Annotated in this window: 16 protein-coding genes and 1 pseudogene; 4 read left to right on the forward strand and 13 right to left on the reverse strand. The window is 62.1% G+C overall.

Annotation, left to right across the window (positions count from 1 at the left end; all coding sequences use genetic code 11):
- Window positions 1-78: 78 nt before the first annotated feature.
- The 4 genes from H2509_RS20630 to H2509_RS20645 all read left to right on the forward strand — a co-directional run bounded on the left by H2509_RS20630 (window position 79) and on the right by H2509_RS20645 (window position 1,852).
- On the forward strand, window positions 79-849 hold the full coding sequence (locus tag H2509_RS20630; RefSeq protein WP_182167953.1) for a glycoside hydrolase family 19 protein: 771 nt from the start codon (window positions 79-81) through the stop codon (window positions 847-849).
- Window positions 846-1,031, forward strand: coding sequence for a hypothetical protein (locus H2509_RS20635; RefSeq protein WP_182167952.1), 186 nt, complete (start codon window positions 846-848; stop codon window positions 1,029-1,031). Before H2509_RS20630 ends, H2509_RS20635 begins: the two co-directional genes overlap by 4 nt.
- A gap of 168 nt (window positions 1,032-1,199) precedes the next feature.
- Window positions 1,200-1,475 carry a hypothetical protein gene (locus H2509_RS21030; protein ID WP_235975153.1) on the forward strand — a complete coding sequence of 92 codons (276 nt, stop codon included), beginning with the start codon at window positions 1,200-1,202 and terminating at the stop codon, window positions 1,473-1,475.
- Between the two features lie 17 nt (window positions 1,476-1,492).
- On the forward strand, window positions 1,493-1,852 hold the full coding sequence (locus H2509_RS20645; RefSeq protein ID WP_235975154.1) for a DUF1515 family protein: 360 nt from the start codon (window positions 1,493-1,495) through the stop codon (window positions 1,850-1,852).
- 352 nt (window positions 1,853-2,204) lie between these two features.
- Here the strand turns inward: H2509_RS20645 and H2509_RS20650 are convergent, their stop codons facing one another.
- The 13 genes and pseudogenes from H2509_RS20650 to H2509_RS20710 form a co-directional block, all read right to left on the reverse strand.
- Complete coding sequence (locus H2509_RS20650) at window positions 2,205-2,453, reverse strand: hypothetical protein (protein WP_182168364.1); 249 nt, start codon at window positions 2,451-2,453, stop codon at window positions 2,205-2,207.
- 7 nt (window positions 2,454-2,460) lie between these two features.
- Complete coding sequence (locus H2509_RS20655; protein WP_182168365.1) at window positions 2,461-2,724, reverse strand: hypothetical protein; 264 nt, start codon at window positions 2,722-2,724, stop codon at window positions 2,461-2,463.
- Window positions 2,725-2,916: 192 nt separating this feature from the next.
- Window positions 2,917-3,171: a hypothetical protein gene (locus H2509_RS20660; protein ID WP_182168366.1), complete on the reverse strand. Its 255-nt coding sequence runs from the start codon at window positions 3,169-3,171 to the stop codon at window positions 2,917-2,919.
- A complete protein-coding gene (locus H2509_RS20665; RefSeq protein WP_182168367.1) occupies window positions 3,171-3,377 on the reverse strand; it encodes a hypothetical protein in 207 nt (68 codons plus the stop codon). Before H2509_RS20665 ends, H2509_RS20660 begins: the two co-directional genes overlap by 1 nt.
- A 156-nt stretch (window positions 3,378-3,533) precedes the next feature.
- On the reverse strand, window positions 3,534-3,710 hold the full coding sequence (locus H2509_RS20670; protein WP_182168368.1) for a hypothetical protein: 177 nt from the start codon (window positions 3,708-3,710) through the stop codon (window positions 3,534-3,536).
- Window positions 3,711-3,823: 113 nt separating this feature from the next.
- A complete protein-coding gene (locus tag H2509_RS20675; RefSeq protein ID WP_182168369.1) occupies window positions 3,824-4,603 on the reverse strand; it encodes a hypothetical protein in 780 nt (259 codons plus the stop codon).
- 215 nt (window positions 4,604-4,818) lie between these two features.
- Window positions 4,819-5,991, reverse strand: coding sequence for a site-specific integrase (locus H2509_RS20680; protein ID WP_182168370.1), 1,173 nt, complete (start codon window positions 5,989-5,991; stop codon window positions 4,819-4,821).
- A gap of 194 nt (window positions 5,992-6,185) precedes the next feature.
- A complete protein-coding gene (locus H2509_RS20685) occupies window positions 6,186-6,821 on the reverse strand; it encodes a hypothetical protein (RefSeq protein WP_182168371.1) in 636 nt (211 codons plus the stop codon).
- Window positions 6,818-7,660 (reverse strand): ATP-binding protein, encoded by an 843-nt coding sequence (locus tag H2509_RS20690; RefSeq protein ID WP_182168372.1) that lies wholly within the window; start codon window positions 7,658-7,660, stop codon window positions 6,818-6,820. The genes H2509_RS20685 and H2509_RS20690 overlap by 4 nt, the downstream gene beginning before the upstream one ends.
- A 380-nt stretch (window positions 7,661-8,040) precedes the next feature.
- Window positions 8,041-8,319, reverse strand: a pseudogene (locus H2509_RS21035) (DUF2312 domain-containing protein); the annotation flags it as partial.
- Between the two features lie 20 nt (window positions 8,320-8,339).
- On the reverse strand, window positions 8,340-9,557 hold the full coding sequence (locus tag H2509_RS20700; RefSeq protein WP_182168374.1) for a DNA polymerase III subunit beta: 1,218 nt from the start codon (window positions 9,555-9,557) through the stop codon (window positions 8,340-8,342).
- Between the two features lie 49 nt (window positions 9,558-9,606).
- A complete protein-coding gene (locus H2509_RS20705) occupies window positions 9,607-9,834 on the reverse strand; it encodes a hypothetical protein (protein ID WP_182166151.1) in 228 nt (75 codons plus the stop codon).
- A gap of 286 nt (window positions 9,835-10,120) precedes the next feature.
- Window positions 10,121-11,033 (reverse strand): phage Gp37/Gp68 family protein (locus tag H2509_RS20710; protein ID WP_182166149.1); only part of this gene is annotated, 913 nt, incomplete at its 5' end.

Below are 11,033 nucleotides of genomic sequence, written 5' to 3' on the forward strand. Positions count from 1 at the left end.
CTGACCGCCGGATCACAAGCAATCACGCATGACAAAAGGGCTGCCATTCGGCGGCTCTTTCTCGTTTTAGGAGCCCCCATGAACCGCACCGGTTTTTTTGAGGCCATCCGCAAGTCGCTTTTCGGCGGACACCTGACGCAATCCGAGGTCGACGGGATCAACGTCATTCTCGACCAGTGGCGCGATCTCTACCCGGACGCGCCGGCCCACTGGATCGCCAACAGCCTGGCGCAGATCCACCACGAGACCGGCGGCCGCATGGTTCCGATCAAGGAGACCGTGCAGGCCTATCACAAGGACGCCAATCCCCACGATATCACGGTTGAATCCCGGCTCGACGCGGCCTTCGCCAAGGGTCAGTTGCCCTGGGTGCGGACGCCATATTGGCGCGACGGATGGTTCGGCCGTGGGCTGATCCAGATCACGCACCGCGACAACTATGCCCGGCTTGGCAGGCGCCTCGGCGTCGACCTGGTCGGCAACCGCAATCTGGCGCTCGATCCGGTGGTTTCCGCGCAAATCGCCATCGTCGGCATGGTCGATGGCCTGTTCACAGGCAAGCGGCTTGCCGATTACCACTTCCCTGCCGCGCTGGAAGAACCGGAAAAGTCGAACCCGCGCCGCATCGTCAACGGCAAGGACGGCAAAGACATGACCGTCGCGGCCCTTCATCGCCGGTATTTCGAGGCGTTGCAAAGGGCCGCCTACGAGCCGCGCAAGGTGGTGGCGGTTCCGCCGCCGCCGGATATCCCGAAACCCGAGCCGAAGCCGCAACAGCCCGCCGCGAGCGGGCTTTTTGCTGCCCTCGTCAAGATCATCGCAGCGCTTTTCGAAAGGAAGACCCGATGAACCGCCTCGCCGAATACCGCAAGCTGATCGCCGCGATCGTCGGGCTTGTGGTGATGATCCTCTATCGCCGCTTCGGCGTCGACCTGATGGGGGCTGAAACTCTGCTGGTGGACCTCATTGTCAGCGGCCTTGCGGCCTTTGGCGTCTGGTTCGTCCCGAACGATCGGCCGGCCGGCGAATGACCGGCCTCCTCGCGCTCGGCCGCTGGCTTCTGGCGACGGAAGCCGGCCGCTTCATCCTGCTGCTCGCCGTCGCGGCAGCCGTCATCCTCACCATCAACAACCGGGCCTATGACCGTGGTCACGCGGCGGCGACAGCCGAAGCCCGGCAGGCAACAGAAAGGGCAATCCATGACCTTGCCACCGCTGCCGACAAGGCTCGTTTTCTCCGCCGCCTTTGCGTTGATGGCGGCGGGGTGTGGGACTTCGCCGCCGGCCGATGCGGCCCGGCCGACGCTGGCGCGCTCGGCAAGGGCGATCGTCGGGACGTCCCTGATCGGCGCGCGGGGAGCGACCCCGGCGGACCAGGAGGCGATTGACGCCACGGCGGCCGGCCTGTGCGGTGCGGCGGTCTGGACCAGGGCGGAATGCCGGAAACATCAGCAGGCGGCGGCCGTGGCGCCATGAATAAAATTGGGGGCGTAATGACGAATTCGGATCTCTCGCAGCTCCACCGCGATGTCGGCGGGCTCATCGCAGAAGTAAAGGGGCTGCGCGAGGACTTTGCCCGGTCGGATCACAAATCGGCGGAGTCCCGCGCAATCGTCCACCGGCGTCTGAACGAGTTGACGGAGCGAACGGTGGCGCTCGAAACCAAGGTCAGCGGCATAAACGTCAGGATCAATGACGATATCTCGCCTGTCGTGGACGAGGTGTCGCGCTGGAAACAACGGGGGCTCGGGGCGCTGGGAATGGCAGGCATCGCCGGATCCATGCTCGGTGCCGTCGTGACCGGCTATTGGCGTGAGATCGTTCACGTCCTGCTTGGCAAGTGGCCGGCTTGATCCGCCGGCCCGGATCGTCCAAATCATTCGAATGGACGATGCGAAACAGGGCGAAGGCGAAACGCGACTGGAGACCCTTGGCGACATAAAGCGCCACGGGTACAGGCTGGCGGTGCACTGTCTCAACACGGCGTGCGGGCGGGGCAGATACGTCGACATCGATGTCGCGATCGCGAAGCTCGGATCAACGTATCGCTTTGCCGGCAAGGACGGGATGCGTGGCGTCTATGGCTGCTCGTCATGCCGGGAAGAGGGAAGGCCGCACCGGAATACCGCCGTCCATCTTCACATCCCCCCGCGATGACAGGCTCCGCTTTGATTCTTGCTGTGCGGTGGGTGTCGGAATGCGCATCTAGGCTCGTGGCGTCGTTTTAAACGGCGACACGAGCCCCAATCGGCGGTCGTAGTATTCGATTAACGAAGGCTCGAGGATCTCGGACTGGTTGTCCGATGGGTGAATGACATAACGCCCGCTATCCGCAACAAGCTTGATGACCGGCACCATGCCAATTTCATGGTCGGCCTGAATTCCATTTGTGCAATAGCCGCCGCTGTCCCTCACCCATGCCATATATTGGCCAAGGGTAACGGATTTGGTCATGAAAACCCTAAGCTACCAAAGCCTCTGATCGCGAAATCGAGCTGTTGTCATAAAGCGCGTGAAAGACCGCCGGCGCCGGCCCGATATCGAAAATGCTCGCGCCGCGCTGCTTGGCTTCGCGCAATTCCGCGCGCAATACGACTCCGAACCGCTTCTCGGCTTCTTCGAGATCGCGGCCTTGCGCGCATAGATCGACTTCGAGCCCTTGGGCGATATAGTGGTCGCCTTCACGAAAAATGACGACTCGTATCACCGTGTCTGTCGCCTTCATGATCCTCTCCCTCATTGCGGGACCGGGTATCTAGACCTCTATCCCGCATCAATCAAGTTAACAAATTTTGTACAGATGCGCATAGTGGCTTTGAGTATGAGGTAAAGTTCAGGTTTTCCCTCAACTTTGGCAGGCCAGAGCGACCGGGGAAATTTTGCAGTCTCGACAGTGCGCCCGAGAGTCGTTGAGGCGTCAATCGGCCTCGGACGTAGGTAAGTGGCTTGGCCGGGCGACAACCTTGAGACGCTCGATCACATCGTCGAGCGCGGCGGCGCGCTCCTCGGCCAAACGCCMGAGATCCATCGCCATGCCGGGCGTCAGGTCGGATGCTCCGGCCGCCAGCCGGCGAATGTGCCGGTCCGAAACATCCAGGTCGCGGGCCATGTCTGACTGCCAGCGAGGCCCGTAAAGGGCCTCGCCAACGTCGCGGATCAACTTGCTGCTCATCAAAGTGCCTCACACCAGGCGACGAATTCCGCCTTGAGATCTTCACTCAGCCAGTGGCCGCGCTGAGGATTGGCAATCCAGATATTGCCGTCCTCGCTGACCTCGACTTCGGAGGCGTTGCACCATTCGGTCACAAACTCCTCGATCGTGCGGCCGTCGGCTTCGACATTGGCCTTGATGGTCAGGATGGCTTCGTTCGTGGTCATCTCCGGGTCTCCTTACCCTTGAGCGGCGGGGCCGATCCCCTTCCGTCTATGTCCTATATTTAGGACATAAGAATGCGGTCGTCAAGCGAAAAAATCCTAAGCGATTGCCGCGAAAACAAGCCCGCCCCGGTCCGCGCCGGGGCGGGTTTCTGGCGTTCAGGACTCGCTGTGCTCGAAATCGGCGTCCGGTTCGAGATCTTCCGTTTCGATGCCCAATACGGCGAGCCTGTCGATGGTTTCGGGCGTGCACTGTGTGACGATATAGATCGAGCCGCCGGCGCTGACGAATTCAACGAAGTTTGCCAGCACCGAAGCGATATCCGCTCTGGCCATCACACCCCCTTAGGTACTTATTACGACCCGGGGAGCCTCGCTCTTGTATGATTTTTCAGCAAATGAGATTGCGGCGAATATATTCAAAATCACGATAGCATAACGGAATTTATTCACGGTCGAAGGGTCTTGCCGCTCAGGATCGCGCGCGCGGATTTGAGAAAGTCCTGCACAAGGAACTCCTCATCTTCGTCAAGCCCGCAGCTCACCAAGACGGATGCCAGCTCTCGATAGATCACCAACGCGGTGCGTCTCAGCGTTTCCTCGTCCAGTGGCAGAAGCTCGCGTGACGGGCGCAAAACCCTGTCGGTGATCGCATCCGCGATGACCTGCTGAACCTGCCTGTAGCTTTCCCTTTGTGCATGCGTGCCCTTCGTTATGGCCGCACGAAAGGCGATGTAGAACGGCAAGCGAGGCATCATCCAGCCGATGACCGTTCCGGCATAGGCATCCATCCTGGAGGTCAGGCACTCGCCGTTGACGGCCCTCATCGCCGGGATGGCGCTTTCCCGGACCAGATGCAGCCACGCCTCGACCAGCAGGTTATCCCTGTTCTCGAATTGGCCGATCAGATCCCGGATCGGGATTTGCGTCTCTCTCGCGATCTCGCCAAGCGTCGCCGTCACGCCGCGGTGCTCAAGAACAGGAGCCGCCGCGGCGATAGCCGACATGCGGTCATAGGCATCCCGGTTGAGCAGGGTATCGATCGAAACGCCGGCGGCGTCGGCAAGAGCGATCAGGCGTGTCGATCCGATGTCATGGGAGTTGTTGCGCAGAAACGCCGCAAGCCAATCCGAAGACAGGCCGGCCCTGCGGCACCAGGCCGAGGCGCTTGTTCCCGTCGCGTCGATATGGTCGCGGAGCGCCCTTCTCAGGCGTTCTTCTCGGTCCATTGTTCACTCGTTCGTGACCAAGAAGATTACATGTCAAAAATGCGGAGCGTGCGACTAAGCAATGGTTGTGAGCGGCGGGAAACTCAATGCAATAGGCGAATTGGTGCGGAACTGGTGCGCGGCGCCATATTTGGGAGATTGAATGACGGGTAAGCCTTTGTTTTTATTGGTCGGAGTGGCAGGATTCGAACCTGCGACCCCCTCGTCCCGAACGACTAAAGCCCTATGATTTTCGCTGAAAGATCGATGATTTTGCTATCGGAATCCCTAGGATCTTCCTCTTTCGTTCCGTTGTTTCTGTCCGGTTTCTGTCCGGGCCGGCGTGTTATCCCCTCGGACGCCCCGCGAAGGTGCTGCGGATGATGATGGCCGTAAACGCTCTTCAGCGTATCGGGTGTCATTCCCAGATAGCCGGACGCTTCCCAAAGATCGGTGCCGGACTGCATTAGCCAGGTAGCAGCGGTGTGGCGAAGGGTGTGCGGCGTCACGTCGTCGCCGACTTTGGCGTCAGTGACGACGGCCCGGAAGGCTTTGCTGATTGACGTGACGGGTGCGCCATTCCATTCAACAACGAAGGTCTGGCCGTTCTTCCTTGCCCACCGCCGCAAGTGGGCAAGCAGCCGTGACGGCAACGGAACGGGCGGCTGGCGCTTTTTTGTTTCCCGCGTCTTTTCCGGTCGGCGATAAAAGACGCCGCGCTCAAGATCTATCCACGGGTGACCGGTTGTTGGCCGCAGTGCGGCAGAGCAAACGGCGGCCGATCGAGTGCCGCTATAGAGCGCGACCAGAATAAACCGCGCGATGTGTCGGCGAGTGTAGCGATCGGTGGCTCGAAGATTCTGAATTTCCCGATAGCGCCATGCGGCCCAAATCATCCTTGCGACTTCCGAACGTGTCAGCCATCGTTCCCTTGGCAGGCTTTTCTCGGGCAAGGCGATTGACACGATTTCCGAGCAATAGCCTTCGCGTCGATGGTGATTGATCGCCGCGCGGAGATCTTCCAGCTCGCGGCGAGACGCACTGAGTGATGGCCGATGGTCGGCATAAGCCCGGCATAAGGCGCCGTTAATTTCGGCGAGTGTCTTTTCCGCGAAAAAGTCGAGCAGGAATTCGATCCGCGCGGCCGTTTCATGCGGTCTTGCGTGCTTGGGCGCGACCTCGGCGGCGTAGAGGTTCAGGACGTCGGCGATCAGGATCTCTGCCGGCGCCCTGTTGTTTTTGCGCGAGACGCTGTGCTTTGAGACGATGTAGTCGGCGAGGGCCTTTTCAGCGCTTGCACGGTCGCCCTCGCTGCAGCCAGTGCGACGCTTGACTGATCCGTCCCGGATGATCCAGACGCGTTCGTCGGGGATAAGGTAGAGGCGGGGGCCTTTTGGCTTTCGCGGCATAATGATCTCATTTCCTCGATCGCGCGAAGCGTCACAAATTGACGCCGGCCGATCCTTTCGATCACAAGCCTGCCTCGCGCGGCTTCAGCCCGAAGAGTAGCCGGCTTGATCGTGCCACGAAACACCAGCCGGCACGCCTCTTCAAGTGTCATTGGCGCGTTCTCATCCATATCGTAAGCAAGTGTGGCCACCGCTCACCCCCTGCCGTTGATGCCGATCAGGCTAAGGCGCTTGAGCAGCTCTTCGCGGGCGACGTCCTGTCCCCATGGCCTGATGCGGGTCGGCAGGGGCATGGGCATCGGCTCCGGCCAGCCCGCGCCCTGCGCCGGCGCCAGAAGGTCGCGCCGTTCGGTGGCGAGCAGCGCGTCGTCTATCGCCCGCACCTGGCGGGCGACGTCCTGATAGGCGGCGACGTCGATAAAAGGCGGGATGCCGGCGGCGGCAAAGATCGCCGTGTCGAGATGGGCTTTTACCCGTACGATCAGCCCCACGATTTCGCCAGGGTGGATATGCATCGCCTGCAGCAGCCTTGCCGCCGGCGTGGTGATGTCGCCGATATAGGCCTCGTGAAAATCATGCAGCAGGGCGAAAGGTTTTACCCGCTCTTCGGAGGCGGCGTCATAAGCCAGGCAGCAATGCTGGGCGACGGTATAGAGCACGTTCGGCGTGGCGCCGTCGAACCTGGCGATCTTGCAAAGGGCCTCGACCAGGTCGGGGAAATAGACTTCCTCGGGCTTGAGGTTCGCCAGGTCGACCATGCGGCCGGATGCCATCTGTTTCCAGACGGGTAGACGGGCCGCGGCGACTGGGTTTTTGACGGGGGCGTTCATGCGCGCGTCTCCATCTTCGGGGGCCATTGGTCTTGGGAAAGGTTTTCAACCAACTGCGGGTTTCGCCAAAGGACAGGCTTGTCGTAGTCGGGGTGTGGTTCGTTCTGGGAAATCGCCAGGGCGAAGGCCTCGGCCGCTGACCTGGTTTCGCGTCGGATCCGTGGGCCGACGACGAGCTGCCGCTTGACGCTTTCCATGAGTTGGCGAAGGAGCGAAGGTGCTGCGCCTTCAGTAAGGTCCGACAACTCGCTGAGCAGATCCTCATCGAACGAGTAGGGCATGCCGTAGCGCTTGAGGATCGCGAAGCGGGCGTCGTCATCGGGCAGGTCGACGGATATCTGCATGCCGAATCTGCGCCAGAGAGCCGGGTCCAGGCTTTCGGGGCGATTGGTTGCGGCGATCAGGATCCCGTTGAATGTCTCGATCTTGCGCAGCAGCACGGTGAGCATCGAGTTGCGCCCATTCTGTGCACCGCCGCCGCTGTCCTCCTGCCTCTTGCCGCCGATTGCATCGATCTCGTCCAGAAAGACAACGCACCGGTCTTCTGATGTGGCCAGCGCATTGAACAGGGCGGCCGCGTTTCTTTCGCTGGCACCGAGAAATGCCTCGTACAGCATCTCACTGCCGACATTGACCATCGGGATACCAAGGCGCGCGGCCAGGTGATGGGCAAGGGTCGTCTTGCCGCATCCCGGAGGGCCGGACAGCAGGGCGGAAGTGCGTGGCGTCAGCCGCGCTGCCTTGAGTTCCTCGGCCGTGTTGATCTCCACCAGCCATTCGTAAATCGCTGAACGGACACTGACGCCAAGGATCGGCTCGTCCGCCTCGCCCGGCGACAACACTTCGGCCTGGTTGCCGAGTAGCCTGCGAAGCCGTTCTGTCGCGGCAAGGGTGGAAGGTTTGCGGGCGTGAGCGTTCATCCTTCGTCCCCTTCGTCGCCGGGTGTCTTCTTTGGCTTTTTGGATTTGCGGCGCCAGGCTTCGGGGATCCCCATACCGTCCGACCCGTTTTCGGCGCACCAGCCTTCGTCCCATGCGGCGCGGCGCGGATCGTCGGCGACATAGGGGTTTTCAATGACCTTGCGGCCTTCGCGGGCGGCTTCCCGGCCTTTCTCGCGGGCCTCGTCGATCGTTTCCTGGGGCATTTCGCCGCCCTGCTCGATATCGGACTGCTCGGTATCGTCGTCGTCCGGCGGGCTGTCCTCGGTTATGCGCTTGCGCGCTGCATTGCCGAGCGGAGTGCCTCCCAGCATGCCGAGATTGGCGCGGTAGATATCGGCTACGGCTTCCGTTTCCTCGCGCGCTTCTCGTTCGGTTGCCGTTTCCATCGATTCCCTTACGACGACACGTAGCGCCTTCCGGTCAAAGCCCATCGACTTGGCTTCGGCGTAGACGTCCTTGATGTCGTCGGCGATGGTCTTTTTCTCTTCCTCGAGGCGGACGATCCGGTCGCGGAAAGAGCGCAGATGCTCGCTGGCTGGCGTGTTTTGCCCGTGCATGGGGAGTATCCTTTCGGCGATCAGGCGGCGGCGCGGGGCTGTTCGGCAGTGAGGGAGCGCAGCAGGGCGACGGCTTCGTCGCGTTCGCCGCGCATCGGCATGAGCACGAAGTCCACACCACTGTCAGAGACGATGCGAACCGGACCGCCTTCTTCGCCGGCCGTGCATTCGATAGTCAGCAGATCGCCCCGACAGGCGAGGCAGGCCTCCGTGAGGTACTGTCGGTCAAAGGCGTGAAACCACTCGGGTGTTTTTGTGGACGACTCGACGGACAATACCCGGAAGCCGCTGAGGTCATGCCGGCTGTTGTAGCTAAGAACCGCCTTGCCCTTGCCGACAGCGATGTCGATCCGCGTCGATCTATGGCCCCACGGGATACGCCGCATCGCCGACAGAAGTTCGGCCCGGTCGAAGCTGATCATGTCCGGCTGCCGTTCGCCGAACTTCGGCACGACGCGGCGCCAGTCCGGAAACTTGCCATCGATCGTGCTGGTGATGATGCGGCCGCCGACGAGCGGCACTTCGAAATTCTCCCCCTCGCGCAGCAGGATCGGCCCGGCGAAGGGCATGGCCGTCAATGCGGGGACGATCATGCGCGGCAGGATGCAAAGCTGGTCGGGCGGGTCCATCTCACCCTGCGCCGCCGGGCTCCATTCGGCCCCCGCATCGATGGCGATCAGCCGGTGACCGTCGGTCGATACGAGCTTGACCTTGTCGGCGCCTTCGGCAACGTCCAGGCAGACGCCGTTGAGGTAATAGCGCGTCTCTTCGGTCGAAACGACACGCAGCGCCCGTTTCAACCTGTCGCGAAAGGCTGCCTCGTCGGCAAGCGTCAAGGTGCCGATCACGGGCCTGGTGGAAAGGTTATCTTCGGGAAAGTCACTGACCGGTGGTGTGATCAGCGTCGTGCGGCCGTCCGGGTCGCTCACCGTCAGCTCGGTGCCGCCGGCCGCCTGCTCGATGGTGATGGGCGTGCCGGCGGCGTGATTGGCGACAAGCATGCGGGCAAGGTTGAACGGCAGCAGCGCGCGGCCGGGCGCGTGGACGCGCGCCGGCAGGCTGAGCGTCAGCCAGGCGCCAAGGTCCGTCACGGTCAGGGTGACCGCGTTGTCCTTCGCCTCGACAAGCGCGCAGCCGAGAACAGGGATTTTCGACCTGTGAAGCCGGATGCGCGACAGCAGCGACAGAACCTTGCGCAGGTCGCCGGCGGGGGTCTCGATCTTGAGCAAATCAGACATTGCATTGACCTCCTGAAACGAGGGGGAAATGCCGATGGGGCGGCGTGCGTCAGCGGCCGTCGTTGCGGCGGCTGAGCGATTTTGCTTTCGCGCGGATGCGGCCGGCGTTGCGCTCGAGCGCCTTGCCGAGGCCCGGATCGCCGACGTCATAGGCGGCCTGCGCGTCGACCGTGTAATCCTCGACCAGCAGCTCCAGCCTGACGCGGCGGTCGGCAACCTTGCGCCGGTGGCAAAGGGTGGCGGCGGCATCGATCGTCACGGGAAGGGCGGCGGTCATTGGCCGTCGTCCTTTGCGAATTCGCGGTTTATCAGGTGAAAGAGGGCTTCGGCCCCGTCCAGAAATCCGCGCGCCCGCGCGCGCTCGCTGGCGAGAGAAAGCGCCGTCGAACAGCAAACCAAGCCGAGAAGGGCCATGCCTAGCATTCCAGAATCATGATTTTCCGGAACGTGGAAGGAGATGCCGAAGAAGACGCCGCCAAGGACGCATAGGCAGACAGGGAAGGCGTCGTATATGGCGCGGCCAAGGCCGATGAACGCTCGCTTTATGAGGTTTGTGCAACGGTTCACCGGGCCACCTCCGGCATGGCGTTGTGCTCGACGCCGTCGAGAAGACGGCCGGCGCGGGATTTGCCGATGCGGGAGACTGTGTCGTCATCGACTTCGTCGCACCACATAGGCCGATAAGGTTCACCCCAATGGCCGCCTTCCCAATCCCTGTGGTCAAAGCGGCTTATTTCCGGGTTGTCGTCGATGTTCCAGCCATCGACGGCGCCCACTTGCGGCGCCCATTCGCCCCATTGTTTGAAGAAGAAAGCGGTGCCGGCGGCGGCGCATTGGTCGCGGATGGATCGCGCCCAATCCGGATGCATCGGCCGTGCGTCGGGGCCGCTTTCGCCGCCGACGATTATCCAGTCGATGCCATCAAGCCATGTCAGCCACTCATTCCCGGGGATTCCCTCCTGGAACGCCAAAAAATCCACCGGCCCGAGAAGCGGCTCGGCGCTGACAAAGCGGATGGCGGTCGGGGTGGCGAGCAGGTCGGGAATGCGCTCGTCGGCGCGGGTCTGGTCCTCGACGGAGACGCCAATCCAGACGTTCGTCAGAGGCCAATTTGCGGGTTGAGTGCAGCCGATTATTGGCGATGCCCGCCAATTGCCTCGCTGCCATCCTGGGTGTCCATCTGGTAGATGACGGCCAACAACCGTCGCCATATCGGCGACCCTGAACGGCGTATTGGGGTCTCTCAGATATTCCCGCATCCTTTTGCTGCGCTTGGTCAGCACCTGGAATGTGTGCTGCGGGCAAAGCGCCATGATGGCGAAAACCTCGTCGAGCACTTCGTCCGGCACGGCCTCATGAAACAGGTCGCCATGAGCGGCGACGAAGATGCGCCGCGGCCGCTTCCAGCGCAGGGGCTGGTCAAGCCATTGCTCGTTGAACCGCACCTCGCCCGTCCAGACCGGGCCGGCCTTGCTC

Source organism: Stappia albiluteola, assembly GCF_014050225.1.
In the GTDB taxonomy this organism is placed as follows: domain Bacteria; phylum Pseudomonadota; class Alphaproteobacteria; order Rhizobiales; family Stappiaceae; genus Hongsoonwoonella; species Hongsoonwoonella albiluteola.

Excerpts from the sequence above, each read along its gene's own strand:
- H2509_RS20700 (WP_182168374.1), bottom strand. The coding sequence starts at position 9,557 with ATGTCTGATTTGCTCAAGATCGAGACCCCCGCCGGCGACCTGCGCAAG.
- H2509_RS20680 (WP_182168370.1), bottom strand. The coding sequence starts at position 5,991 with ATGCCGCGAAAGCCAAAAGGCCCCCGCCTCTACCTTATCCCCGACGAA.
- H2509_RS20705 (WP_182166151.1), bottom strand. The coding sequence starts at position 9,834 with ATGACCGCCGCCCTTCCCGTGACGATCGATGCCGCCGCCACCCTTTGC.
- H2509_RS20685 (WP_182168371.1), bottom strand. The coding sequence starts at position 6,821 with ATGAACGCCCCCGTCAAAAACCCAGTCGCCGCGGCCCGTCTACCCGTC.
- H2509_RS20635 (WP_182167952.1), top strand. The coding sequence starts at position 846 with ATGAACCGCCTCGCCGAATACCGCAAGCTGATCGCCGCGATCGTCGGG.
- H2509_RS20670 (WP_182168368.1), bottom strand. The coding sequence starts at position 3,710 with ATGGCCAGAGCGGATATCGCTTCGGTGCTGGCAAACTTCGTTGAATTC.
- H2509_RS21030 (WP_235975153.1), top strand. The coding sequence starts at position 1,200 with ATGACCTTGCCACCGCTGCCGACAAGGCTCGTTTTCTCCGCCGCCTTT.
- H2509_RS20630 (WP_182167953.1), top strand. The coding sequence starts at position 79 with ATGAACCGCACCGGTTTTTTTGAGGCCATCCGCAAGTCGCTTTTCGGC.
- H2509_RS20650 (WP_182168364.1), bottom strand. The coding sequence starts at position 2,453 with ATGACCAAATCCGTTACCCTTGGCCAATATATGGCATGGGTGAGGGAC.
- H2509_RS20655 (WP_182168365.1), bottom strand. The coding sequence starts at position 2,724 with ATGAAGGCGACAGACACGGTGATACGAGTCGTCATTTTTCGTGAAGGC.
- H2509_RS20675 (WP_182168369.1), bottom strand. The coding sequence starts at position 4,603 with ATGGACCGAGAAGAACGCCTGAGAAGGGCGCTCCGCGACCATATCGAC.
- H2509_RS20645 (WP_235975154.1), top strand. The coding sequence starts at position 1,493 with ATGACGAATTCGGATCTCTCGCAGCTCCACCGCGATGTCGGCGGGCTC.
- H2509_RS20665 (WP_182168367.1), bottom strand. The coding sequence starts at position 3,377 with ATGACCACGAACGAAGCCATCCTGACCATCAAGGCCAATGTCGAAGCC.